We start from the raw sequence: 24,051 nt of genomic DNA on the forward strand, positions 1-24,051 counted from the left end.
AGGTCGTCAGGACTCCAAGTACCAGAACCACTCGTCCATCAAGGAGTACGTTGCTCCCAACGGTGATGAGCCGACTATTCCCGCAGGTGTCAGCGCTGACGAACTAGATGCGCAGGCACTGCGCGCGCTGACGACGCTGTCAGGCCCCAACCGTGACATTGTCGCTCGCCACCTCGTGCTGGCCGGGCAGCTGATCGACCTCGACCCGGAGGCCGCGTATCAGCACGCGCAGGCGGCCGTGAGCCGAGCCGGTCGCGTCGACGTGGTGCGTGAGGCTGCCGCACTGACGGCCTATGCGTCGGGACGCTACGAGGAGGCGCTGCGCGAGGTGCGAGCCGTGCGCCGCATGAGGGCGGACTCGTCTCTGAGGGCTATCGAAGCCGATGCGGAGCGAGGCCTCGGACACCCCGACAAAGCTGTGGAGATCATCGAGGCAACCGACGCCACAAGTCTCGATCTCGCCGAACAGGTCGAACTGGTCCTCGTCTCTTCCGGGGCGCGCGCCGACCTAGGACAGTCGGACGTCGGCCTTGTCATCGTCGACGATGCGCTCGCAGTACTGCCTGAGGCAGCCGACGAGGAGCTCCGACGCCGCCTGATGGAGGTCAAGGCCGAACGCCTCACCGAACTCGGAAGGGACGCCGAGGCAGCCGACGTCCTCGAAGCTATGCCCGCGCCGGTCGAGGATACGGACATTATTGACGTTGCCCTCTTCCAGGACGCCGATGTCGACAATAAGCGCTCGGCGCTGCGAGGCTCCGGATCGGCGCTCGCCGAAGAGTTCGATTGCGCACTCCTCGACCTCGATGGCACCGCCTGGTCTGGCGATGAGCGCATCGAGCACGCCGCCGCCTCCGTGATCGAAGCGCGTCAGGCGGGCATGAGCTCAGCGTTCGTTACCAATAACGCGATGCGTACGCCTGCCCAGGTGGCTGAGAAGCTGAACGGGATGGATTTCGATGCGAACGCCGACATGGTCATGACCTCGGCCATGGACATCGCCGCCATCATGGCCGAAGAACTCGACGAGGGATCCAAGGTGTTTGTCCTCGGCGGCCCCGGCTTGCGTCTCGCCGTCGAAGAACAGGGTTTCACGCTGGTGGGCAGCGCCGATGAGTCGCCGGCCGCCGTGGTTCAGGGCCTCGACAAGGAGGTCGACTGGGCGGCGCTGTCCGAGGGTGCTTTCGCCATTGAGCGGGGCGCAGCTTTCTACGCGTCGAACCTTGACGCGACGCTGCCGGTCGAGCGCGGCCAGGCGCTGGGCAACGGTTCGCTGGTGCGCGCCATCACGCACGCGACCCGCAAGCGCCCCACAGCGGGAGGCAAGCCCGAGCCCGGAATCTATCGGCGCGCCAGCGCGCTGGTCGGAGCGACGAACCCGCTGGCCGTGGGTGACCGCCTCGAAACCGACATCATGGGTGCGGTCGCCGCTGGCATTCCCGCCATGCACGTGCTGACCGGCGTGCACCAGGCTCGTGACGTCATCCGAGCCCCGCGTGGCCAGCGCCCGAGTTACCTCGCCATCGACATGCGTGGACTCCTGGAGTCTCACCCCGCGCCGAAACACCACCGCGATGGCACGTGGACGTGCGGTGTCTCGCAGGTCGCCAAGGTCACCCGTTCGGGTTCGCTGATGCTCGACGACGTCGAGCTCACTGTGCCGGTCACCGTGTCGATCGACTCTTACCGCGCACTTGCCGCAGCCGCCTGGGAGTACGCGGACGCGGCCGGAGAGCCCGTGACATGCCCCGAGATGAGCGTCGTGGACAACGACGATCCGTCCGGCATCGTGCGCGCGCCCGAAGCAGCCGCGGGCGAGGAACGCGGAGACGACATCCTCGCAGCCACCGCCACGGCGGACGAGCTGCCCGAGCCGGGAGAAGAGACGCCCACCTTCCTGCCCGGCGAAGAAGAGTTGGAAGAGCTTCTCGCACGCACAGCGGACCTGGACGACGAGGAGCGATGAGCCTACGCACACAGGTCGAAGCGCGGTTGGTCGGCTTTGATCTGCTTGACGCCCCCTCCCAGGCCGAGACGTTGAAGCAGATCGAGGCGCAGCTGCGCCAGGCGCTGTCCGGCCCCGATGCGGCGGCGGCTGCCGGCGCCTCGCCACATCCCACTGTCCGCACGGTGAGAGGGACGGGCGAGTGAAACTGCGACGCATCGACTCCGAGCTGGTGCGCCGCGGGATCGCCCCGTCCCGCTCCAGCGCAGCGCGGATGATCGAAGAAGGGCGAGTCAAACTCGACGGCCAGGTTGTGCTCAAGGCAGCGCGCCAGATGGACCCCGCCCAGGCAATCGTCGTTGCCGAGTCAGACGAGGCCGACTACGTCTCGCGCGGCGCACACAAGCTTGCCGGCGTCCTCGACGCGCTCGGCGATCGGGCTCCGCGTATCCGTGGCCGTCGAGCCCTCGACGCGGGGGCATCGACGGGAGGCTTTACCGACGTCCTGCTGCGGCGCGGAGCAGCATCAGTCGTGGCCGTCGACGTCGGCTACGGGCAGCTCGCGTGGAAGCTGCAGGCCGACCCCCGCGTTGAGGTCCACGATCGAACCAACGTGCGCACGCTCGACCCCGCCACAGTCGCCCCGGCACCCGAGCTCGTTGTCGGTGACATGTCCTTCATCTCGCTAACACTCGTTCTCCCGGCCCTGGTCGCCGCGGCCGCGGCCGACGCCGACTTTCTTCTCATGGTCAAGCCGCAATTTGAGATCGGCAAAGAACGGCTCGGCCGCGGGGGAGTGGTGCGCAATCCGGAGCACCACGTCGAAACCGTCGACAAGGTGGCCCGTTGCGCCATCAATCTCGGACTCGACATCGCCGCAGTCGCCGCATCCCCGCTGCCCGGCCCGAGCGGTAACGTCGAGTACTTCATTCACATGCGCCGCTCCCACCCGCACCCGATCGCGGCGCAAGACCTGACCGGCTGCATCCGCCGGGCTGTGGCTGAAGGACCAGCAGGAGGTACGTCATGACGCGAGTTCTCATGGTTCGTCACCGCCACCGCACCAACGCCGCCACCAGCGCGGTGACGCTCGCGCAAGCACTGCGGGCGCGCGGCATCGACGTCGTCGAGGACGCAGCAGTCGGCGGCATCGACATGGTGCTCTCGATCGGCGGCGACGGCACGTTCCTCGCCGCAGCGTCAAGCGCGCGAGCACTCGGCGTGCCGCTTTTGGGGGTCAACGCGGGCCACATGGGCTTCTTAACCGAGCTCGCCGCCACGGGCACGGGGGACCTCGCCCGCAAGATCGCCGAAGGCGACTTCGCGGTGGAAGAACGCATGACGCTCGATGTGGCGATGGAACGTCCCGATGCGACAACAGCCCACGATTGGGCGCTCAACGAGGCCGTTATCATGCACACGGACGTTGCCCACCCAGTTCACTTCGCCCTCGTCGTCGACGGGCAGGAAGTGTCGACGTACGGTGCCGACGGAATGATCCTCTCCACGCCGACCGGTTCCACCGCCTACTCCTTTTCGGCCGGCGGCCCGGTCGTCTGGCCCGATACGGAGGCGATCGTCGTCGCACCCCTGGCGGCGCACGGACTCTTCACCCGTCCCCTCGTTGTCGGGCCGTCCGCGTGCGTGGAGATCGTGGTCCTGGAGGACACGTGGAGCGACCCGGAGATGTGGTGCGATGGCTTACGACGCATCACCGTTCCCGCGAGGGCTGTCGTGCGGGCGCGTGTCGGCGCCTCTGCGGTTCGCCTCGTGCGCGTTGACGACACGCCTTTCTCGGCGCGCCTCGTCAACAAGTTCAACCTACCGGCCCGCGGATGGAGGGACGGGGGACAGTGATCGAATCTCTCGATATCGCCAACCTCGGGGTTATCGCCTCAGCTCACGTCGACTTCGCCCCCGGACTCACCGTCGTTACCGGCGAGACGGGAGCCGGCAAGACGATGGTGCTCAGCAGCCTCCAGCTCCTCCTCGGTGCGCGCGCGGACACGGCGCTCGTGCGAAGCGGCGAGGAAAGCCTCAGCGTTGACGGGATTTTCTCGGTCCCTGCCGACATCGCGGCAGCGGTCGAGGAACTCGGTGGCGTCGTCGAGAACGGAGAACTCATCGTCGGGCGCAGCGTCCGAGCAGCCGGACGCTCGCGGGCACACCTGGGGTCACGGCCCGTTCCCGCCTCGGCCCTGTCGGATATTGTCGGGGCGATGGTGACGATTCACGGCCAAGCTGACCAGATCCGACTCACGGGCGAGGCCGCCCAACGCCGCGCGCTCGATCAGTTCGGGGGCGCGCAACACCGCGCGCTCCTGAAGGAGTATCGCTCGGCATTCCGAGAGGCGGTCGAGGTCAAGCGGCGCCTCGATTCGCTGCGCTTTGACGCGAGCGAGCGAGCAGAAGAACTCGAGGATCTGCGTTCGGCGATCGCTCAGATCGACGAACTCGATCCTCACGTGGGCGAAGAGGAAGAGCTCACCCGTGAAGCCGCGCGCCTGACCAACGTCGAAGATCTGCGAGCGCTGCTGGAACAGTGTGTGACCTGCCTGAGAGGGGACGAGCGCTCAGACTACGCTGGCGCGCTTGAGGCGACCCGCAGCGCCTACGCGCGACTCGACGAAGCGCTGCGGTTTGACGAAAGCCTGGCTGAGATGGTGGCTCGCACGCGCAGCCAGGTCCTCGAACTCGAAGCGCTCGCTGACGACACGGCCTCCTACCTGTCCCACCTTGATGCGGACCCGGCCCGGCTCGCGCAAATCCACGCGCGACGTGCCGCGATGAGAGACGCACTGCGGGGGCGCGCGGCCGACATCGAGTCGCTGCTGGAATGGAGGACGAACGCCAACGCGCGCGTGGCCGAGCTCTCGAAGCCGAGCTCGGATCCAGCCCTCGTCGAACAGGAACTCGCTTCCGCCCAGGAACGTGTGCTCTCCCGCGGGCGCCTCCTCACCCAGTCACGCACGCGCCTGGCGCGCAAACTCGCCGCGGGCGTCAACGAGGAATTGCACGCCCTCGCCATGCCCGACGCGACCCTACACATTGACCTTGGCGCGACCAAACCGTCCTCCCACGGCTGCGAGACGGTCATGTTCCGCCTCCAGCCCCACCCGCACGCGCCCGCCCGCCCGCTCGGCCAGGGAGCCTCAGGCGGTGAGCTGTCACGCGTCATGCTCGCACTCGAACTCATGCTCGGGCAAACCGAGGCCTCCTCCACCTTCATCTTCGATGAGATCGATGCGGGCATCGGCGGCCAGACCGCGACCGAGGTCGGCGCCCGCCTGAAGCGCCTGGCCCAGTCGCGACAGGTCATCGTCGTCACGCACCTCGCCCAGGTGGCCGCATTCGGCGACCAACACCTCGTCATCGAGAAGGAGAACGGAACGACCAGCGTTCGCCCGGTCCAAGGCGCGCAGCGCGAGGCGGAACTGACGCGCATGATGGGTGGCGATCCGCACTCGGAGGCGGCGCGCCGCCACGCTTCGCACGTCTTGGCTTCCGCCGTGTCACAATCGCAGGGATGAGCGAGACACTTTCACGGGATGCGCGACCGAGGTCGGGGCGCGTCCGCATTGACGACCGGCCCAAGCACCTGGCCACGCGCCTCGAAAAGTCCGACATGGCGGTCATCAACGTCGCGGACCTGGACCGTGACAGCGCCGAGGCGCTGGTCGCGGCGGGTCCGAGTGCGGTCTTGAATGCCCAGCCGTCGCTGACCGGGCGCACGCGAGCGATGGGGCCGAAGGTCATCCTTGACGCGGGAATCACCCTCGTGGATGATCTCGGCCAAGACATCATGTCCCTGCGCGAAGGGCAGGAGGTCACGCTCGTCGGGGGAAAGGTGCTCCTGGATGGCACGGTGATCGCCACCGGCAAAGCCGTCACCCGCGATGACCTGGACGTTGAGGTGGCCGACTCCGCGACGCTTTTTGCGGGATTCGAAGGCGCGATAGAGGACTACCTTGCCAAGGACGGAGCCACGGTGCTCAGAGGCGTTGACGTCCCCGCGCTCCCGCGCGTCGGTGACCGCCCCATTGTGCTGATCACGGGATCGGCCGAGGCGCGCGAGGAGTTGCGTGCGCTCGCTCGCTGGCGTGCCGAAGCTGCACCCTTCATTATCGCCGTCGACTCCGGCGCTGACGTGGCGCTCGCAGCGCACGTGCCCCTCGACGCGGTGATCGGAGACGCCGACCTCATGAGCGAGAAGGCGATCCGGAGCGCCCGCACCTTCATCGTGCGCGTTGGCGGCGACGGCCTGGCACCGGGTGCCGAGAGGCTCGACAAAATGGGCGTCGTCTACGAGTCCGTCGTGATGGCGGGCACGTCCGTCGATGCAGCGATCGTGGTGGCGGCTCACTCCTCAGCGAGCGCGATCGTCACCGTCGGTGTCTCCTATGGAGAGAATGAGCTCGTGGACGCTGGCCGGGCGCTCGTCGCCCCGGCCTTCTTCTCCCGCCTCGCCGCCGGATCTCGCCTAATCGGCGCCCGCGGGGTCGCGGCAACCTTCCGTCCTCGTCCTCGTGGATGGACGCTCGTCCTGCTCGCCCTGGTCGCCATCGGCTTGATGGGCGTGGCCCTCTGGTCAACGCCCTGGGGGCACGATCTTCTCGAACCTGTGACGTCCCTGCTGTCCTCGCTCACGCACTTTGCTGGAGGAACCCTATGATCAACTTCCGTTACCACGTCGTGTCCATCATCGGTATTTTCGTCGCCCTGGCGGTTGGCGTCGTACTCGGCGCGGGACCGCTGCAAACCCGGATTCGCGCGGGCGTGAGCTCCTCCGGCGCGACCACGACCGTGGACCCTGCGGCCAGCGCGCACGCAGAAGCCGAAGCGGCCGGGTTGAAAGCACTGGCCTCCTCCACTCTCGCGGGCTCGCTTGCGGGCCGCCAGGTTGCCCTTGTCGTGCTGCCGGGAGCTTCCGAGGACGACGTCAGCGCGATTCGCTCAACGCTGACCGACGCCGGCGCAAGCGTTGTCGGTCGGGTCAGCCTGACGGACAACTGGGAGTCAACCTCCATGAGCCAGTATCGTACGACGCTGTCTGCGACGCTGGCGTCGCATCTCAGCTCGGGTGGTGCGAAGACAGCCAGTGCGGACGGTATCGTTGGATACGCCATCGCCCAGGTTCTATCCTCAACGGGCGCGGAAACCGACCTGCTTCGTCAGATTCTCACCGACCAGTCCACCCCCATTATGACCGTCGACGAGGACCCAGCCGGTGGTGCTTCGACGCTCGTTGCCATCGGAGCGCGTGCGCAGGCGCAGCCGCAGGCCACAGCCTCTCCCTCCGCAGTTTCGAAGAGCTCCGATGCCTGGGCTGGCTTGGCCCAGGCCGTCGGCTCGACCTCCGGTGTCGTGGTCGGTGACGCCTCCAGCCGCGACGCGATGATTACCTACCTGCGAGGCTCGGCGACGGGCGTTACCACGGTCGATTCGGTGGGCACGACCCTCGCCGCAGTCGACACCGCTTTGGCCCTCGCCCACGGCGGCTCCGGTGCGCGCGCTTTCGGCGTCGGCAACGGCGCTCAATCCGTCGTACCCAGCACGAAGTAGGACACGCGGCCGCAGGTGGATGCGTCTCGATGCGCCCTCTCGCGCCTCGTCGAACCTGCCACCCGTCCCGTTGAATCCGGAAGGCGCCCTGGACGCAGCGCGTTAACACGAAAGATAGGAGGAGGGACATGCGTTTCCTGTCCCATGAGGAAGCTCTCGCGATTTCCGACGAGAAGACATCGCGCGAGGTCACGTCGCGTCACACCGTGTGGAGCGGACGAATCGTCGACGTCGTGGAGGACCATGTCGTCGTTGTCGACGGGGAAGCGCCCGTTGTGCGTCAGTACACCCGCCACCCCGGAGCGGTCGCGGTCGTCGCGATGCGTGGCGAGCGCGGCGCCGAGGAGATTCTGCTCCTGCGCCAGTACCGCCATCCCGTCAGCGCCCTCCTGTGGGAGATACCGGCCGGCCTGCTCGACATCGCCGGTGAGGATCCCCTGGTCGCCGCCAAGCGCGAGCTTGCCGAGGAGACAGACCTGACAGCGCGCCGGTGGGACGTCCTCGTCGACTTCTTCACCTCCCCGGGGGGTACGACGGAACCGCTGCGGATCTTTCTCGCCCGAGACCTGACGCAGGCAGCCGAGAGCTTCGCGCGTGAGGACGAAGAGGCTGCGATGATCTACGCGTGGGTGAGCCTGACCGAGGCGCTCGACATGGTGGCGGCCGGGCGTCTTCACAACCCCTCAGCGGTCCTCGGAATCCTGGCCGCCCACGCTGCGCGGGGACGGCAGTGGGAGGGACTGCGGTCCCCGGATGCTCCGTGGATGCGCTAGCAATCAACAAATAGGTCTTAGGTCCCTGGACGTGTGGGAGGAATAACACCTTATCGGGCTTTTCGCAACGCCGATCTATCGAAATTAGCGTAGACTCTTCCCGTGAGACAAGCACACACAGGCGCAGGGCAGCCGCGCCGGAGCGGAGGAGAAGTGGCAGAAGAAGCAGACGCCACAACTCGGCAGCAGGTGCTCGATCTCATCGTCGAGAAGGGACCCGTCACGGCGTCGGCAATCGCGAAGGTCCTGGGCCTGACCACGGCTGCCGTTCGGCGCCACATCACGCTGCTGCTCGAGTCCAAAGAAATAGTCGAACGGGAGCCAAACGCCCCGACCAAACGCGGACGGGGTCGGCCTGCACGGCACTACGTCGCGACCGAACGCGCGCACGTTCATCTCGCCGACGGCTACTCCGACCTCGCATCGAAGGCACTCGGCTACCTCGGACAGGTCGGCGGCGAGGAAGCCGTCGAATCCTTCGCAGCGGCACGCTCGCGAGAGATCGAGCGGCGCTACGCGCCGATCGTTCGCGACGCGGGTTCGGATCCTCGCGTGCGCGCCCAGGCGCTCGCCGACGCGCTGACCCAAGACGGTTACGCCGCGACGGTACGCGACATCGGGGGAGGCACCCTCGCGGTCCAGCTCTGCCAGGGGCACTGCCCGATCCAGAGCGTGGCGGGCGATTTCCCGCAGCTGTGCGACGCCGAGACAATTGCCTTCGGCAAACTCCTCGACGTCCACGTCCAACGACTTTCCACGCTCGCCGGCGGAGGGCACGTGTGCACGACCCACATTCCCGTGGGGATGCCCCTCATCCGCCCGGGGGTGAGGAATGTGCGACGCAAGTAGCACACAGGTAAGAACGAGAGGTTGATACAACAATGACGCAGGCACCCGCCTCGGGCGCTGAGGACCGTCGTATGACCGATGACGAGATCATCGGTTCCATCGGCAGTTACGAGTACGGATGGCACGACTCCGACGACTATTCAAAGGACGTCCCCACCGGCATTAACGAAGAAATCGTTCGATTCATCTCGGACGTCAAAGATGAACCCCAGTGGATGCGGGAACGGCGACTCAAGGCGCTAGAGCTCTTTGAACGTAAGCCCATGCCCGCGTGGGGGCCGGACCTGTCCCACGTGGACTTCGACGCTTTCAAGTACTACGTGCGTCCCACGGACCGCCAGGTCAACGACTGGGAAGACCTCCCTGAGGAGATTCGCGACACCTACGACCGCCTCGGAATCCCCGAGGCCGAGAAGTCACGCCTGGTGTCCGGTGTTGCCGCGCAGTACGAGTCCGAGGTTGTCTACCAGCAGATCCAGGAGGACCTGGAGCGTCAGGGTGTCATCTTCACCGACACGGACACCGGCCTGCGCGAGCACCCCGAGATCTTTGAGGAGTACTTCGGTAAGTGCGTGCCCGCCGGCGACAACAAGTTCTCGGCACTGAACACTGCGGCCTGGTCCGGTGGATCCTTTGTCTACGTGCCCAAGGGGGTTCACGTCACCATCCCGCTGCAGGCGTACTTCCGGATCAACACCTCCGCGATGGGACAGTTCGAGCGCACGCTCATCATCGCCGACGAAGGCTCCTACGTTCACTACGTCGAAGGATGCACAGCCCCGATCTACGACGAGAACTCCCTGCACTCGGGCGTCATCGAGATCTTCGTCAAGAAGGACGCGCGCGTGCGCTATACGACCATTCAGAACTGGTCGACCAACGTGCTCAACCTGGTGACCCAGCGCGCGATCGTCGAAGAGGGAGGCACCATGGAGTGGGTCGACGGCAACATGGGTGCCGCGATCACCATGAAGTACCCCGCCTGCTTCCTCATGGGCGAACACGCCCGCGGCGAAACCCTCTCCATCGGTTTCGCCGGTCCCGGCCAGCAGCAGGACACCGGCGCGAAGATGGTGCACATGGCACCCCGCACCTCGTCGTCGATCGTCTCCAAGTCCGTGTCGCGCGGTGGCGGACGCACCTCCTACCGAGGCCTCGTTCAAGTCAACGCGCGCGCGCGCCACTCCAAGTCCAACGTGCTGTGCGATGCCCTCCTCGTGGACAAGGTTTCCCGCACCGACACCTACCCCTACGTCGATGTGCGCACCGACGACGTCGAGATGGGCCACGAGGCCACCGTGACCAAGGTGAGCGCCGACCAGCTGTTCTACCTCATGAGCCGAGGCCTGGACGAGAACGAGGCCATGGCGACGATCGTGCGCGGCTTCGTCGAGCCCATCGCCAAAGAGCTTCCCATGGAGTACGCCCTCGAGCTCAACCGCCTCATTGAACTGCAGATGGAAGGATCCGTCGGCTGATGACCACCCCCAACACTATTGTCGACACCATGAACAAGGCGCACTCGCACGGCGCGGGCACTCGCGACAAGGCCCACCCCTCGCGCGCGGACCGCCCAACCTCCTTCCGCCTGGATGCGATTCCCGTTCCGGGGGGACGCGAGGAGGACTGGCGCTTCACGCCGATGCGTCGGATCGAACGCCTCTTCGAACCCGCCAACTACGACGCGGGTGACGCGCCCGCATCGGTGGAAGCCCCCGCAGGCGTTGGCGTGGAGACCGTCGCGCGTGCCGACAAGCGGCTGGGCACCGTCCTGGCCCCCGGTGACCGCACTGCCGTCGTCGCGTGGAACGGCTTCGAGACCGCGACCATCGTCGACATCCCGGCCGACACTCAGCTCGACCGACCGATCCGCATCAACGTCCGCGACATCAACGGAACGCGCGCCCAACACATCGTGGTGCGCGCCGGCGCCTTCTCCAAGGCGACAGTCATCCTGTCGCACACGGGCAGCGCGGACGCGGGCCTCAACCAGACAGTGGAGGTCGAGACCGGCGACAGCGCCGACCTGACCGTCGTGTCCCTGCAGGAGTGGGACGACACCGTCGTGCACGCTTCCAACCAGCGCCTCGCGCTCGGCCGTGACTCGAAACTAACCCACATCGTCGTCACCTTCGGCGGCGACCTCGTGCGCCTGTGCGCCGATACGGACTTCCGCGGCCCAGGCGCCGAGCTGAGCATGCTCGGCATCTACTTCGTGGACGGCGGCCAGCACCTTGAGCACCGCGTCTTTGTCGACCACTCCCAGCCGAACTGCTACTCGCGCGTCACCTACAAGGGTGCCCTCCAGGGCAAGGACGCTCACTCGGTGTGGATCGGTGACTGCCTCATCCGCGAGGCAGCCGACGACACGGATACCTACGAGCTGAACCGCAACCTCGTACTCACCGAGGGGGCGAAGGCCGACTCGGTGCCCAACCTCGAGATCGAGAACGGGGAGATCAAGGGGGCGGGGCACGCCTCCGCGACCGGCCGTTTCGATGACGAGCAGCTCTTCTACCTGATGAGCCGCGGCGTTGCCGAAGACGAGGCGCGCCGACTGGTCGTGCGCGGCTTCTTCGCCGAGCTGATCAACCAGATCGGTGTCCCCGAGGTGGTTGACCACCTCATGGCAACCGTCGAGGCCGAGCTGGCCAAGTCCCGTACCAACTGAGCTTTAAGGAATACACATGTCGACTCTTCGCATCAAGGACCTGCACGTCTCCGTCGAGACCGCCGAAGGCCCCAAGGAAATCCTCAAGGGCGTCAACCTCACGATCAACTCCGGCGAGATCCATGCCATCATGGGCCCCAACGGCTCCGGTAAGTCCACCATGGCCTACGCGCTGGCCGGCCACCCGGACTACGAGATCACGTCGGGCGAGGCATGGCTGGACGACCAACTGATCACCGAGATGAGCGTTGACGAGCGCGCGAAGGCAGGCCTCTTCCTCGCCATGCAGTACCCCGTGGAGGTCGCCGGCGTGTCCGTGTCGAACTTCCTGCGCACCGCCAAGACGGCGATTGACGGTCAGGCGCCCGCGCTTCGCTCGTGGGTCAAGGACATGAAGGGCTCCATGGAAAAGCTCCGCATGGATCCCGATTTCGCCGAGCGCGACGTCAACGTCGGCTTCTCGGGTGGAGAAAAGAAGCGCCTGGAGATCCTTCAGATGGAGCTCCTCAAGCCCTCCTTCGCGGTCCTCGACGAGACCGACTCCGGTCTCGACGTTGACGCCCTGCGCATCGTCTCTGAAGGCGTCAACCGCGTCCACGGTGAAACTGGCTGCGGCATCATGCTCATCACCCACTACACGCGCATCCTGCGCTACATCAAGCCCAGCCACGTTCACGTGTTTGTCGATGGCCGGGTTGCCGCCCAGGGCGGACCTGAGCTGGCAGACGAGCTCGAAGAGAACGGCTACGACAAGTACCTGGGTCTCTGATCACCGTGCCGACCGACTTCACCGCCGCCGAGCTCGACGCGATTCGTTCGGATTTTCCGATTCTGGAACGCGTCGGGCGCGGCGGCGCACCGATCGCCTACCTCGACGCATCGGCGACCTCGCAGAAACCCACGTGCGTCATCGACGCCGAGGCCGACTTCTACCGCCTCCGCAACGGGGCCGTTCATCGGGGCACTCACCTGCTGGGCGACGAGGCCACCGACGCGTTCGAGAGCGCCCGAGGAGCCCTTGCCTCGTTCATTGGGGGCGCTCCCGATGAGATCGTGTGGACGAAGAACGCTACCGAGGCGATCAACCTCGTCGCCATCGGCATGGGCAATGCCTCCCAGGGCATCGGCGGCACCGATTCCACCGCACTGCGGGTGGGGGAGGGCGACCGCATCGTGTGTACGCGGGCGGAGCACCACGCGAATATCGTCCCGTGGCAGCAGCTGTGCGCGCGAACCGGCGCCGAGCTCGCGTGGCTCGATCTGACTCCCGACGGGCGCATCGACCTGGAGACGCTGTCGGTCATTACCCCGAATACGCGACTCGTTGCCTTCACCCACGTCTCCAATGTGACCGGCGCGATCTCGCCGGCGGCGGTCATCGCCGCCGCGGCGCGTTCGGTCGGCGCGCTCATCCTGCTCGACACATGCCAATCCAGCGCGCACATGCCTCTCGACCTGTCAACGCTTGACGTGGATTTTGCGGTTTTTTCCTCCCACAAGATGCTCGGCCCCACGGGCGCGGGCGCGCTGTGGGGACGTCGTCATCTTCTTGCCGCGATGCCCCCGGTCCTTACAGGTGGGTCGATGATCGAATGGGTGACCATGGAGGAATCCACGTTCATGGCGCCGCCCGAGCGCTTCGAGGCGGGATCACAGCCCGTTGCCCAGGTCGCCGGATGGGCGCAGGCGCTTCGTTACCTGTCTACGCTGGGTATGGATCGCGTCGAGGCACACGAGCACATGCTGACACGGATGATGCTGGAGGGCATCTCGTCGATCGAGGGAATTTCGGTCCTCGGCCCCGATAGCGACACGGATCGTATCGGCGTTGTGGCTTTTGCTGTTGACGGAGTCCACCCGCACGACGTCGGCCAGTTCATGGACTCGGTCGATGTTGCGGTTCGGGTTGGCCATCATTGCGCGATTCCGCTTCACACATTCTTCCAGGTGCGTTCTTCCGCGCGCGCGTCGGTTGCTCCGACGACAACTCCGGAGGAAATCGAGCGCCTTGTCGATGGTCTGTCGAAGGTACGTGGCTTCTTCGGCCGGTAGAATCGGCTCAGAAATGTTGGGCAGGAAAGGAAATCATGGGCAGTCTTGAGCAGTTGTACCAGCAGGTGATTCTCGATCACGCGCGTGAAAAGCATGGCGAGGGCGATCCGTCAGGCATGGATGCGTCGTCTCATCAGGTCAACCCCACGTGCGGTGACGAGGTGACACTGGGTGTGTCTATGGATGGCGAGCACCTGGCCTCCATTCAGTGGGACGGCGACGGATGCTCGATTTCGCGTGCCTCCCTGTCCATGATGACCGACCTGACCGAAGGCAAGTCCGCTGACGAGATTGCTCGTCTCTATCGGGACATGGAAGTCATGATGCACTCGCGTAACCTCGGTGTCGATGATGAGATTCTCGATGACCTTGGTGATGCCGCCGCTCTGGAGTCCACTTCGCAATTCGCTAACCGCGTTAAGTGTGCCCTCCTTGGATGGTACGCGCTCCGTGATGCCATGGCCAAGTCCGGCATTGACATTTCCACCGCGGGCGAGCCCGCTGAGCAGTAAAGGAACAGCTATGAGTAACCCGATGGCTCAGTCCGAGCCGGTCGAGCAGCGCTTCGGTGTGGCCGGAGCGAGCGAGGAGGCAGTGAGCACCGCCCCCACTCGGCAGATTGACGGCACGGATGTTGTCGAGCAGGGCACCCTTGCCGCCGAGAACGTCCTGGAGGCGATGAAGGACGTCATCGACCCCGAGCTGGGGATCAACATCGTCGACCTGGGGCTTGTCTACGGCATCGTCATCGGCCCTCAGAACGAGGTGCGCCTCGACATGACGCTCACCTCGGCGGCGTGCCCACTGACCGACGTCATTGAGCGTCAGGCGCAGACGATCCTGTCCTCGATCACCGACGAGGTGCAGATCAACTGGGTGTGGATGCCGCCGTGGGGCCCCGATCGCATCACACCCGACGGGCGCGAGCAGCTGCGAGCCATCGGTTTTAACGTCTGAGCACCGCCACCGTACTCGTGGGCCCCGACATTCGCGTGCCGGGGCCCACCGCGCTCTGTGCGGCTGCGACCCGCTACCGGCCGAGCGCCTCGCGCACGAGCTTGGCGACCTTGCGGCGCAGGATCTTACCCATCTGGTTGCGGGGAAGCTCGGCGATGAACACGAGCTGACGAGGTAGCGCGTAGTGCGCAATCGACTTCTCGGCCCACGCGCGCACCTCCTCCAGCGTCAGGGGAGGAACTCCGCGCTCCATGATGATCGCGGCCGTGACCTCCTCCGTCGCATCCGAGACCGGGACACCGACGACGGCGACATCTGCCACCCCGGGAAGGGAGCGGATTGCATCCTCTACCTGGGACGGATAGACGTTGAATCCGCCTGAGAGAATCAGTTCCTTCTTACGGTCGGCCATGGAAATGAAGCCGTCCCGGTTGACACCGATGTCACCGGTCTTGAACCATCCGTCGGACGTGAAGACCCGAGCGGTTTCTTCCGGCGCGTTCAGATAGCCAGAGAAGACCTGCGGCCCCTTGACAAGGATCTCTCCGGGTTGACCGTCCTCGACGTCCACCGTTTCATCATCGAGGCTGACCAGACGGAGCTGAGTCGAAGGAAACGGCAGCCCGAGAACTCCGTGCCTGCGCCGACACGAGAGGGGAGCACCCGCAAGGACCGGGGCCGTCTCGGACAGGCCGTATCCTTCGACGATCATGCCCCCGGTCGCTTCCTCCCAGGCGCTCGCGAGCGCGGTCGAGAGGGGCATCGCTCCGGCCACCGAGTAACGGATGGACGTGATGTCCGTGTTCGTCTGTGTCGCGCGCGCGAGGATCCGCTCGAACATGGGAGGCACACCGACGAAGAAAGTGATGGGGCGTCGCCTGTGTGCATCCAAGGCCATGTCCGCATCAAACTTGGGTAGCAACACCTGGGTCGCGGCCTTGCGTACGGCGGCGCACAGGAAGAATGTTAACCCGAAAGCGTGGAAGTAGGGCAGTAGGGAGAAGAACGTTTCGGCACCCTCGTGCAGCTTCCAGACCCAAAACATGCACTGGTTGACGTTGACGCCGATGTTGCGGTGAGTGAGCGGCGCGGACTTGGGGACGCCGTTCGTGCCCGAGGTGTGCAAGATGACAGCGAGGTCATCCACGGAAGGAAGAGGAAAAGCGGAGTCGATCGGTGCCGATGAGGCCGTCGCTCGATCCCAGGACACCGTCCCGGCAGGCACCGCACCGCGTAGCTGAGCACGTGTCTGGCGAGCGCGAGCCACCGGAAGATTCAGCAAGACGCGCTGCGAGGCGGGCATGGCGCGAGAAATGTCGACCGTCAACACCGTGTCTAAGGTTGTAAGCGGGTAGGCCTCGGCGCACTTTTCCCACACGATCGCGACTCTGCCTCCATGGCGCTCCAGCTGGTCGGCAACCTCCGCAGGGGGAGCCAGCGGATTGTGCTGAGCGGCGATCGCGCCAATACGCATGCAGGCGTAGAAGGCGACGAATGCTTGTGGGCAGTTCGGCAATGCGATTGCCACGGTGTCTCCCGGGCGGACACCCGCATCGAGGAGAACGCGGGCGGCGCGCAGCACCTGGTCATGTACCTGGGCATAGGAGAGCGTCTGGCCGAAGTAGTCCAGGGCGATGCGGCTCGGGTAGAGGCGGGCGGCGGTATCCAGTAGCTCAAAGAGGGAGGAATCCGGTTCGGGTACCTCGTAGGGTACCGCGTCGTAGAAGGAGCGCGCCTGCTCAACGATGGTGCCTGTCATGAGATCCTCCTGGAAGTGGGCATCCCCGATTGTAGCGGCTGGTCCACGCTGACTCACACGCGAGGAGCGCTCCAGGTGTCGCACGTTGCGATCTCGCCCGAGTCCAGGCCTCGCTGGAGCCACGCGGCACGCTGGTTCGCGCTTCCGTGGGTCCACGTCTCCGGGTTTGACGTTCCCTGATACTCGGCTTGCAGGCGGTCATCCCCGATGGCCTGGGCCGTCTGCAGGGCGCCCAGCAGCTCGTCTGCGGTGGGCGTGTTCAGATAGTACGCTCCCGTGGCGGGATCCCTCGTCGTGGACGCCCAGTGCATCCACACGCCCGCGTAGCAGTCCGCCTGCAGCTCGCTGCGCACGCCCGCACCCTGTTCCCCGGTCTCGCGCGTGTCGTGTGCGCGGAAGACTCCCTGGAGGTTCTGGATGTGGTGCCCCCACTCGTGAGCGACCACGTACTCCTGGGCCAGAACCGAATCGGAGGCCCCGTACTTGGTGACCATATCGTCAAAGAAACCCAGATCCAGGTAGACCGTGGAGTCGCCCGGGCAGTAGAAGGGGCCCACTGCGCTGGTCGCGTTGCCGCACGCGGTGGACACCGAGTTCGTGAAGATCTGAAAGTCGGGAAGCTCGTAGGCGACGTTCGTGCCCTGCTGCGTCAGCTGCGTCTTCCACACCTGATCAAGAGACTGGGCGGTGGCGACCATTCGGCACTCAACGCGCGCGTTCGCATCCGCCCCCGTCCGGCAGGTCGACACGTCGACCGTCGACGAGGAGGGGGAGGAGACGGAGGGCGAGGACAGGAGGCTCGTGAGATCAATTCCGGTGAAATAGGAGAACCCGAGGACGAGGAGGAGCCCCAGGAGTGAGCCGCCGCCGACTCCGACGACTTTGCGCCCCGCGCCCGAGGTTCCCACCCGTGTTGGATCCAGACGGATGTTGTCGTTGAAACTCATGAGTGCTCCTCACTCTTAGGGGCGACGACCACACTGGTAGCGTCCGAGCATGTCGGCACGGAACTCGTCGAAACACCCATCCTCAATGGAATCGCGGATCCCGTCAACCAGACGGAGCGTAAACCACTCGTTGTGAATGGTGGCCAGGCTCGCCGAGAGAATCTCTTTGGCCTTGAAGAGGTGGTGGAGGTAGGCGCGCGTGTAGTGCGTGCACGTGTAACATCCGCAGCCCTCGACAAGCGGCGAGAAGTCCCGTTTGAAACGGGCATTCGTAATGTTGAAACGGCCGTCGGGGGTATAGATGGCGGCATTACGGGCCACTCGCGAGGGGTTGACACAATCGAAGGTATCCGCTCCCGACGCAACCCCTGCGAAGAGATCCTCGGGCTCGGAGATGCCGAGCAGGTGGCGCGGGCGATCCTCGCCGAGCTCCTCGCACACCCAGGCGACGATCGTGCCGAGGTTCTCCTTCTCGAGCGCGCCTCCGATTCCGAATCCATCGAAACGCGCTCCGTCGACCTCCATGTCGGCCATGGTGCGGGCGGCCCGGCGGCGTAGATCCTCCCACTGGGCCCCCTGGATGACTCCCCAGAGCTGCTGGTAGGGCCTGTCCGCGCGCGCCTGTGTCAGTCGCCTGTGTTCGGCGAGGCAACGAGCGGCCCAGGCGTGTGTGCGCTCGAGCGATTCCTCCTGGTAGGAACGCGGATGCAGCAGGCTCGTGAGCTCATCGAAGGCAAACATGATGTCGCTGCCCAGCTGGTGTTGGATCCCCATCGACACTTCGGGATTGAAGCGGTGCTTGGAACCGTCGATGTGGCTGGAGAAAACCACACCGTCGTCGTCGACGACGGCATGGGAGGCCTTGATCGCCTGAGCGTTCACGGTGGGATCGCTGGGGTCGACTGCGCCCGAGAACTCCTGCGAGAGCACCTTCTTGAAGCCCGCGCCCAGCGACAGCACCTGAAAGCCACCGGAGTCGGTATAGGTGGGGCCCGCCCAGTTCATGAAGGCGGCGAAACCTCCGGCTTCGTCGACGATGTCGGAACCGGGCTGAAGATACAGGTGATAGGCGTTGGCCAAGACGGCCTGAGCGCCGAGGGAGCGTACCATCTCCGGGGTCAGTGCCTTGACATTTGCTTTAGTTCCAACGGGAATGAACGCGGGAGTGCGAATCAGGCCGTGAGCCGTGTGAATGACGCCGGCGCGTCCCAAGCCGCCGTTGCTTGATAGGCGCGTGCCGATCTCAAAACCCCTCTCGGGTGCATGCGTGGCGGGCGGAGCGGGAAAGGGCGCCAGTTGCTCCGGATGAGCGGCCGAGAGCCAGTTGTCGTTCACTGGGCGAACACCTCGTCATGCCCGAGGCCCTCGGCTTTGCGGATCCACCCGATCACCGGATAGGTCAGCGGAAGAAGGACGACCTCAAGAAGCACTTTGTAGAAGTAGCCGGTGACTGTGTAGTTGATGAAGTTACTCATTGTCATTTCGCCGTAGAACAGGATCGTGCAGAACAGGATCGTGTCTGCGGCCTCACCAACGATGGTCGAGCCGATGAGGCGCGCCCACAGGTGCTTGGTGCCCCACCTGCGACGGATCCACACGAGCACGTAGGAGTTGAGGAGCTGCCCCGCGAGGTATCCGACCAGCGAGGCTACGACCGCACGCCAGACAACGCCGAGGACTGCGGCAAAGGCCTCCTGGTTGGCGTAGTCGGGAGCGGGTGGCAGGTACTGAACGATGAAGAACGTGACGGAGGCCAGGAAGGAAGCCACGAAACCCATGATGATGACGCGCCGCGCTCGAACGAATCCGTAGACTTCCGATAGGACATCACCGATGATGTATGTCAGCGGAAAGAGGACGGCACCCCCGTCAAAAATCAAGTAGTGGGTCTGCGACCCCACCATGAACGCCTTCGTTGCGGCGATGTTCGAGATGAGGAGGAGAGCAACGAAGGCGACGGAGATGATGTCGAGGGCGCGCGATGGGCGCGCCGATCCAGACGGGATCGGGCTGTCGGTCATGGGGAGAAACCTCGGTTGGACGAAAGCGGGATGCTACTAACGACTCCCATTGTGCCCGCAATCGTGTCCCGGTGGTTTGCTGGAGGCGTGCCGTCGCCGGGTTGATTCGCCCACACGAGCCCGTCCCTCTACTCTTGGAGGGTGATCAACGTCCAGGACTTCTCTTTGCGCATCGGTGCCCGCGAACTCGTCAACCACGCTTCCTTCCGCGTTGACAAAGGAATGTGCATCGGTCTCGTCGGGCGCAACGGAGCCGGCAAGACGACGACGATGCGCCTGCTCGCTGGGCAGGAGGATCGCGGGGGAGCGGCGGAGTATACGGGAACGATCACGTCCAACGGAACGATTGGCTACCTCGCCCAGGACACGCACGTTGGGGACCCTAACATGCTGGCTCGTGACCGCATCATCTCAGTGCGTGGAATCGATGCCATCATTGCTCGCATTCGGAAAGCGGAACACGAGATGTCCACGACCGAAGGCGCGCGCCAGCAGCGCGCGATGGAGCGCTACGTCAAGCTCGACCAGCAGTTCACCAACCAGGGCGGCTGGGCGGCCGCCTCGGAGGCCGCCCAGATCGCTCACTCCCTCGGTCTCGACGACCGGGTACTCGATCAGGAGCTTCGGACGCTGTCGGGTGGGCAGCGCCGCAGGGTCGAACTTGCCCGCGTTCTTTTCTCCAATGCCGATGTCCTGCTCCTTGACGAGCCGACCAATCACCTCGATCACGACTCCATCGTTTGGCTTCGTGACTGGATCAAGACCTTCCCCGGTGGGATCATGATCATTTCCCACGACGTCAAGCTCCTGGGGGACACCGTCAACCAGGTGTTCTACCTCGACGCCAACCGCGCCCACGTGGACATGTACCACCTGGGATGGCACGCGTATCTCAAGCAGCGCGAGGAGGATGAGCGCAGGCGCCGCAAAGAACGTGCCAACGCCCTCAAAAAAGCCGAGCATCTGAAGGCCCAGGGAGAGAAGATGCGCGCGAAGGCCACGAAGGCGGTAGCGGCTCAGCAGATGCTCAGGCGTGCCGAGGAGTTGTTCGCGCAGGCAGGTGCCGAGACCGTCAATGAGAAAGTGGCGCGGCTGCGATTCCCCGAACCCGCTCCCTGTGGCCGCGTTCCACTGACCGCCGAGGCTTTGTCAAAGTCCTACGGGTCGCTCGAGGTGTTCACGGGCGTCGACTTGGCGATCGACCGCGGCTCCAAGGTCGTCGTCCTGGGACTTAACGGCGCCGGGAAGACAACGCTTCTGCGCCTGCTTGCCGGGGTGGAGGAACCTGACTCGGGTGCCGTCATCCCCGGGCACGGGCTCAAGCTCGGCTACTACGCCCAGGAGCACGAGACCCTCGACGAGGAGCGCACCATTCGAGAGAACATGGCTGACGCCGCTCCCGGACTCGACGACACGCACGTGCGCAACATCCTCGGTCAGTTCCTGTTCCAGGGTGATGACGTCGATAAACCGGTGGCCGTTCTTTCCGGCGGAGAGAAGACCCGCCTCGCGTTGGCGACCCTCGTCGTGTCGGGCGCCAACGTTCTTCTCCTGGACGAACCCACCAACAACCTGGACCCGGCCTCGCGCGAGGAGATCCTCTCTGCGCTGCGCGACTACGAGGGCGCGGTCATCCTGGTCACCCACGACCCGGGAGCGGTAAGCGCGCTGGGTCCGGGCCGCGTCCTGCTCCTTCCCGACGCCGACGAGGACCTGTGGGACGACAGCTACCTGGATCTCGTCACGCTCACCTGAGCGGCGGCGTCAATCCGCGCTGAGGCATGCACTCGGCCGGGATACGCTGGTGCCCCGGCCCTTCGAGAGCCTCAGAGGACCTTCGAGAAGAACTCCTTGGTCCGCTCCGACTGCGGGTTGTCGATGACCTCGGCGGGCGACCCCGCCTCGACGATGATGCCGCCGTCCATGAAAACGACCTGGTCGGCCACCTCGCGGGCAAAGCCAATCTCGTGGGTGACGACGGCCATCGTCATTCCCGAAGCCGCGAGGTCCTGCATGACCTGAAGCACCTCGCCGACCAGCTCGGGATCCAGGGCGGAGGTCGGCTCATCGAAGAGCATGATCTCCGGCTCCATGGCGAGAGCACGGGCGATGGCCACGCGCTGCTGTTGGCCACCCGACAGCTCGGCAGGATAGTGATCGGCGCGGTCGGCCAAACCAACTCGATCGAGAAGCTCCAAGGCCTGGCGACGCGCTTCCTTCCGTGGCCTCTTGAGTACCTGAATGGGGGCCTCCATGACGTTCTCAAGAGCCGTCTTGTGAGGGAAGAGGTTGAAGCGCTGGAAGACCATGCCGATGCGGGAACGCTGCGCGGCAATCTCCTTGTCGCGCCGCTCGTGCAGGACGCCCGCCGCGTCCTCACGGTAGCCTAAGAGCTCGCCGTCCACGTAGACGCGGCCAGCGCTGATCTCCTCTAGCAGGTTGAGGCATCGCAGGAGGGTGGACTTGCCCGACCCGGAGGGACCGAGAATGACGCATACCTCGCCGGGCGCAATATCCAGGTCGATCCCCTGCAAAACGTGCAGGTCGCCGAAGAACTTGTGGACCCCGCGAACGGAGACCATGGGTGTCGTTGCCGTCATGGTGTCACATCCAAGAATTTGAGCGTTGTCGCGTGCGTATCGCTGCCGTGGTCGTCTCCCGTGGGCGTTGCCGTCGTCGCTGTTGCGGCGCTATCGCGGCGCTCAAAGCCCTTACCGAAGTGTTTCTCGATGAACGACTGAATCCACATGAGCAGGCTCGTGATCACCAGGTACCAGATGGCCGCGGCGATCAGCAGGGGCACCGGCGCGAAAGTTGCCTGGCCGCGCTGACGAGCGATAAACGTCAGCTCGAGGGTGAAGGGGATGGCCGACACCAGCGATGTGGTCTTCAGCATCGAGATTGTTTCGTTGCCGATGGGCGGCACGATGACGCGCATCGCCTGCGGAAGGATGATGCGACGAAAGATCGTCGCACGCGGCATTCCCAGGGCTGTGGCCGCCTCCCACTGGCCCTTCGGCACGCTGAGGAGACCCGCGCGCATGATCTCGGCGAGGTAGGCGCCTTCGTTCAGACCCAGCCCGATGAAAGCCATCCAGAACGGGGTGAAGTAGGTGGCCGTGTCAAACGGGATCTCCCAGCCCCACAGCGAACCGAGGAACGGCACCCCGAAGGACAGAGTGGGGTAGAGGGTGGGCAGCAGCGACCAGAAGATCAATTGCGTGTAGATTGGCGTGCCACGGAAGAACCAGATGTAGGCCATCGCCACCCAGCGCAATACCGGGTTGACGGACTGGCGCATGATGGCCATCGTGATTGCCAGGGCGGTGCCGACAAACATCGCCAAAACGGTCAGGATAATCGTAAAGAGGACGCCCTGCATGATGGACGCTGAGAACAGCCATTGGGCGACGACCGGCCATTGGAAGTTCTTGTTCGTGATGAGAGCGTGGAGGGCCATGGCCGCGAGAATCGTGACGACGACCGCGCTCGCCCATCTCCCCGGGCGGGGAACGGGCTTGGCGTCGATCAATTCGACGCCGTCTTTGGTGATAGCCATGGGATCCTCACTCGCTGGTTGCCGGGTTCAGCTGCGCGCTCGTGAGCGCGGCATCCCGGGCACCGTAGCGCGCCAGAATGTCGGCGAGATAGCCGCCGTCCATCAGGTACTGCATCGCCTGCTGGACCGCTGCCGTGAGCTGCGCATCATCCTTGTTGATGGCAACGCCCTGGGGCGCCGACTCGATGACGTCGCCCACCTGCTCAATTTGGCCGCCGGAGACAGACGCCGTGTAACCGATGACGGTGGAGTCGGCGAAGGTAGCGTCGTACTGGCCGCCGATCACCTTGGTGGCGATGTCGGTCTGCAGGTCGTGGGGCATGATGGTGATCTTGTCTTGACCGGCCGCCACGCACTTCTCGGACAGCTCCCGAGCGTAGTCCTCCTGGGCTGTGCCGGTCTGCAAACCGATCGTCTTACCGCACGGATTGGTCGGATCGAAGTTCTTGGGGTTGTCCTTGGCTACGCCGAAAGCCGATCCGACCTCAACGTAGGAGACAAGGTTTGCCTGCTGCTCGCGCTCAGAGGTGATCGTGAACGAGGAGATGCCGACGTCGAACTTGGTGCCGAGCGCCGGAATGATCGTTGGAAACTCGGCGTGGGTGGTCGTTCCCTCGGACAGGCCCATGACCTTGGCGAGGGCGCGCGTGATGTCGACGTCGTAGCCCTGGGCGGTCTGCGAATCATCTCCCAGAAACTCCGCCGGGGCGTAGTCCGCAGAGGCCCCATTGCGTAGCGTTCCCCGTGCCTTGACGTCGGTGGGAACGAGAGCGGCGATCTCGTCGACGGTTGGAATGTCCGATACGTCGTAGGCGGGCACCGACGAGGGCGTGGCGCCCGGTGCCGAGGTCGTTGCCGCGCCCGTCGGTGCTGCCTGCGGGTCGGCGCAGGCTGCGAGAGGGAGCGCGAGTGTAGCCGCGCACGCGATGACGATGCGTGCCTTGGAGATGGTCATG

The 24,051-nt window shown here is 65.0% G+C and carries 23 protein-coding genes; 16 read left to right on the top strand and 7 right to left on the bottom strand.

Annotated features, from left to right (window positions below; translation table 11 throughout):
* From HMPREF9006_RS00010 to HMPREF9006_RS00080, 15 genes are all read left to right on the top strand, one after another.
* On the top strand, positions 1 to 1,966 hold a 1,966-nt coding region (locus HMPREF9006_RS00010; protein ID WP_050786681.1), incomplete at its 5' end, for an HAD-IIA family hydrolase.
* Positions 1,963 to 2,151: a hypothetical protein gene (locus HMPREF9006_RS00015; RefSeq protein ID WP_009211472.1), complete on the top strand. Its 189-nt coding sequence runs from the start codon at positions 1,963 to 1,965 to the stop codon at positions 2,149 to 2,151. The genes HMPREF9006_RS00010 and HMPREF9006_RS00015, both read left to right, overlap by 4 nt.
* Complete coding sequence (locus HMPREF9006_RS00020; protein ID WP_009211473.1) at positions 2,148 to 2,975, top strand: TlyA family RNA methyltransferase; 828 nt, start codon at positions 2,148 to 2,150, stop codon at positions 2,973 to 2,975. Before HMPREF9006_RS00015 ends, HMPREF9006_RS00020 begins: the two co-directional genes overlap by 4 nt.
* Positions 2,972 to 3,802 (top strand): NAD(+)/NADH kinase, encoded by an 831-nt coding sequence (locus HMPREF9006_RS00025; RefSeq protein WP_009211474.1) that lies wholly within the window; start codon positions 2,972 to 2,974, stop codon positions 3,800 to 3,802. Before HMPREF9006_RS00020 ends, HMPREF9006_RS00025 begins: the two co-directional genes overlap by 4 nt.
* Positions 3,799 to 5,475, top strand: a complete 1,677-nt coding sequence (gene recN, locus HMPREF9006_RS00030) for a DNA repair protein RecN (RefSeq protein WP_034230754.1) — start codon at positions 3,799 to 3,801, stop codon at positions 5,473 to 5,475. The genes HMPREF9006_RS00025 and recN overlap by 4 nt, the downstream gene beginning before the upstream one ends.
* Entirely contained in the window at positions 5,472 to 6,617 is a 1,146-nt protein-coding gene (steA, locus tag HMPREF9006_RS00035; protein WP_009211476.1) for a putative cytokinetic ring protein SteA, read from the top strand. The genes recN and steA overlap by 4 nt, the downstream gene beginning before the upstream one ends.
* Positions 6,614 to 7,507 (top strand): copper transporter, encoded by an 894-nt coding sequence (locus tag HMPREF9006_RS00040; protein ID WP_009211477.1) that lies wholly within the window; start codon positions 6,614 to 6,616, stop codon positions 7,505 to 7,507. Before steA ends, HMPREF9006_RS00040 begins: the two co-directional genes overlap by 4 nt.
* 128 nt (positions 7,508 to 7,635) lie before the next feature.
* Positions 7,636 to 8,280, top strand: coding sequence for an NUDIX domain-containing protein (locus tag HMPREF9006_RS00045; RefSeq protein WP_009211478.1), 645 nt, complete (start codon positions 7,636 to 7,638; stop codon positions 8,278 to 8,280).
* 153 nt (positions 8,281 to 8,433) lie between these two features.
* Complete coding sequence (locus HMPREF9006_RS00050) at positions 8,434 to 9,129, top strand: helix-turn-helix transcriptional regulator (protein WP_009211479.1); 696 nt, start codon at positions 8,434 to 8,436, stop codon at positions 9,127 to 9,129.
* Positions 9,130 to 9,161: 32 nt separating this feature from the next.
* Positions 9,162 to 10,607 (top strand): Fe-S cluster assembly protein SufB, encoded by a 1,446-nt coding sequence (gene sufB, locus HMPREF9006_RS00055; protein ID WP_009211480.1) that lies wholly within the window; start codon positions 9,162 to 9,164, stop codon positions 10,605 to 10,607.
* On the top strand, positions 10,607 to 11,800 hold the full coding sequence (sufD, locus tag HMPREF9006_RS00060) for a Fe-S cluster assembly protein SufD (protein WP_009211481.1): 1,194 nt from the start codon (positions 10,607 to 10,609) through the stop codon (positions 11,798 to 11,800). The genes sufB and sufD overlap by 1 nt, the downstream gene beginning before the upstream one ends.
* Before the next feature lie 16 nt (positions 11,801 to 11,816).
* Positions 11,817 to 12,569: a Fe-S cluster assembly ATPase SufC gene (gene sufC / locus HMPREF9006_RS00065; protein WP_009211482.1), complete on the top strand. Its 753-nt coding sequence runs from the start codon at positions 11,817 to 11,819 to the stop codon at positions 12,567 to 12,569.
* 5 nt (positions 12,570 to 12,574) lie between these two features.
* The gene (locus tag HMPREF9006_RS00070) at positions 12,575 to 13,852 is read left to right on the top strand and encodes a SufS family cysteine desulfurase (RefSeq protein WP_009211483.1); all 1,278 of its coding nucleotides are present in this window, start codon (positions 12,575 to 12,577) and stop codon (positions 13,850 to 13,852) included.
* 35 nt (positions 13,853 to 13,887) lie between these two features.
* On the top strand, positions 13,888 to 14,364 hold the full coding sequence (sufU, locus tag HMPREF9006_RS00075) for a Fe-S cluster assembly sulfur transfer protein SufU (RefSeq protein ID WP_009211484.1): 477 nt from the start codon (positions 13,888 to 13,890) through the stop codon (positions 14,362 to 14,364).
* 10 nt (positions 14,365 to 14,374) lie between these two features.
* Positions 14,375 to 14,809, top strand: coding sequence for a metal-sulfur cluster assembly factor (locus HMPREF9006_RS00080; RefSeq protein ID WP_009211485.1), 435 nt, complete (start codon positions 14,375 to 14,377; stop codon positions 14,807 to 14,809).
* Between the two features lie 73 nt (positions 14,810 to 14,882).
* Here the strand turns inward: HMPREF9006_RS00080 and HMPREF9006_RS00085 are convergent, their stop codons facing one another.
* From HMPREF9006_RS00085 to HMPREF9006_RS00100, 4 genes are read right to left on the bottom strand one after another with little or no spacing between them, the layout of a single operon-like run.
* On the bottom strand, positions 14,883 to 16,568 hold the full coding sequence (locus HMPREF9006_RS00085; RefSeq protein ID WP_009211486.1) for an AMP-binding protein: 1,686 nt from the start codon (positions 16,566 to 16,568) through the stop codon (positions 14,883 to 14,885).
* Positions 16,569 to 16,621: 53 nt separating this feature from the next.
* Entirely contained in the window at positions 16,622 to 17,515 is an 894-nt protein-coding gene (gene ypfJ, locus HMPREF9006_RS00090; protein ID WP_009211487.1) for a KPN_02809 family neutral zinc metallopeptidase, read from the bottom strand.
* 15 nt (positions 17,516 to 17,530) lie between these two features.
* A complete protein-coding gene (gene tgt, locus HMPREF9006_RS00095; RefSeq protein ID WP_009211488.1) occupies positions 17,531 to 18,850 on the bottom strand; it encodes a tRNA guanosine(34) transglycosylase Tgt in 1,320 nt (439 codons plus the stop codon).
* Positions 18,847 to 19,536 carry a queuosine precursor transporter gene (locus HMPREF9006_RS00100; protein ID WP_009211489.1) on the bottom strand — a complete coding sequence of 230 codons (690 nt, stop codon included), beginning with the start codon at positions 19,534 to 19,536 and terminating at the stop codon, positions 18,847 to 18,849. The genes tgt and HMPREF9006_RS00100 overlap by 4 nt, the downstream gene beginning before the upstream one ends.
* A 141-nt stretch (positions 19,537 to 19,677) precedes the next feature.
* On the opposite strand from HMPREF9006_RS00100, the gene HMPREF9006_RS00105 reads away from it, so the two are divergent.
* A complete protein-coding gene (locus HMPREF9006_RS00105; protein WP_009211490.1) occupies positions 19,678 to 21,291 on the top strand; it encodes an ABC-F family ATP-binding cassette domain-containing protein in 1,614 nt (537 codons plus the stop codon).
* A gap of 71 nt (positions 21,292 to 21,362) precedes the next feature.
* On the opposite strand, the gene HMPREF9006_RS00110 is transcribed toward HMPREF9006_RS00105, so the two are convergent.
* From HMPREF9006_RS00110 to HMPREF9006_RS00120, 3 genes are read right to left on the bottom strand one after another with little or no spacing between them, the layout of a single operon-like run.
* Positions 21,363 to 22,136 carry an amino acid ABC transporter ATP-binding protein gene (locus HMPREF9006_RS00110; RefSeq protein WP_009211491.1) on the bottom strand — a complete coding sequence of 258 codons (774 nt, stop codon included), beginning with the start codon at positions 22,134 to 22,136 and terminating at the stop codon, positions 21,363 to 21,365.
* The gene (locus HMPREF9006_RS00115; protein ID WP_009211492.1) at positions 22,133 to 23,095 is read right to left on the bottom strand and encodes an amino acid ABC transporter permease; all 963 of its coding nucleotides are present in this window, start codon (positions 23,093 to 23,095) and stop codon (positions 22,133 to 22,135) included. Before HMPREF9006_RS00115 ends, HMPREF9006_RS00110 begins: the two co-directional genes overlap by 4 nt.
* Before the next feature lie 7 nt (positions 23,096 to 23,102).
* On the bottom strand, positions 23,103 to 24,050 hold the full coding sequence (locus HMPREF9006_RS00120; RefSeq protein ID WP_009211493.1) for an ABC transporter substrate-binding protein: 948 nt from the start codon (positions 24,048 to 24,050) through the stop codon (positions 23,103 to 23,105).
* Position 24,051: the final 1 nt, after the last annotated feature.

The organism is Actinomyces sp. oral taxon 180 str. F0310 (assembly GCF_000185285.1).
Taxonomy (GTDB): domain Bacteria; phylum Actinomycetota; class Actinomycetes; order Actinomycetales; family Actinomycetaceae; genus Pauljensenia.

Excerpts from the sequence above, each read along its gene's own strand:
- HMPREF9006_RS00015 (WP_009211472.1), top strand. The coding sequence starts at position 1,963 with ATGAGCCTACGCACACAGGTCGAAGCGCGGTTGGTCGGCTTTGATCTG.
- HMPREF9006_RS00025 (WP_009211474.1), top strand. The coding sequence starts at position 2,972 with ATGACGCGAGTTCTCATGGTTCGTCACCGCCACCGCACCAACGCCGCC.
- steA (WP_009211476.1), top strand. The coding sequence starts at position 5,472 with ATGAGCGAGACACTTTCACGGGATGCGCGACCGAGGTCGGGGCGCGTC.
- HMPREF9006_RS00040 (WP_009211477.1), top strand. The coding sequence starts at position 6,614 with ATGATCAACTTCCGTTACCACGTCGTGTCCATCATCGGTATTTTCGTC.
- HMPREF9006_RS00045 (WP_009211478.1), top strand. The coding sequence starts at position 7,636 with ATGCGTTTCCTGTCCCATGAGGAAGCTCTCGCGATTTCCGACGAGAAG.
- sufB (WP_009211480.1), top strand. The coding sequence starts at position 9,162 with ATGACGCAGGCACCCGCCTCGGGCGCTGAGGACCGTCGTATGACCGAT.
- sufD (WP_009211481.1), top strand. The coding sequence starts at position 10,607 with ATGACCACCCCCAACACTATTGTCGACACCATGAACAAGGCGCACTCG.
- sufC (WP_009211482.1), top strand. The coding sequence starts at position 11,817 with ATGTCGACTCTTCGCATCAAGGACCTGCACGTCTCCGTCGAGACCGCC.
- sufU (WP_009211484.1), top strand. The coding sequence starts at position 13,888 with ATGGGCAGTCTTGAGCAGTTGTACCAGCAGGTGATTCTCGATCACGCG.
- HMPREF9006_RS00080 (WP_009211485.1), top strand. The coding sequence starts at position 14,375 with ATGAGTAACCCGATGGCTCAGTCCGAGCCGGTCGAGCAGCGCTTCGGT.
- HMPREF9006_RS00085 (WP_009211486.1), bottom strand. The coding sequence starts at position 16,568 with ATGACAGGCACCATCGTTGAGCAGGCGCGCTCCTTCTACGACGCGGTA.
- ypfJ (WP_009211487.1), bottom strand. The coding sequence starts at position 17,515 with ATGAGTTTCAACGACAACATCCGTCTGGATCCAACACGGGTGGGAACC.
- HMPREF9006_RS00100 (WP_009211489.1), bottom strand. The coding sequence starts at position 19,536 with ATGACCGACAGCCCGATCCCGTCTGGATCGGCGCGCCCATCGCGCGCC.
- HMPREF9006_RS00110 (WP_009211491.1), bottom strand. The coding sequence starts at position 22,136 with ATGACGGCAACGACACCCATGGTCTCCGTTCGCGGGGTCCACAAGTTC.
- HMPREF9006_RS00115 (WP_009211492.1), bottom strand. The coding sequence starts at position 23,095 with ATGGCTATCACCAAAGACGGCGTCGAATTGATCGACGCCAAGCCCGTT.
- HMPREF9006_RS00120 (WP_009211493.1), bottom strand. The coding sequence starts at position 24,050 with ATGACCATCTCCAAGGCACGCATCGTCATCGCGTGCGCGGCTACACTC.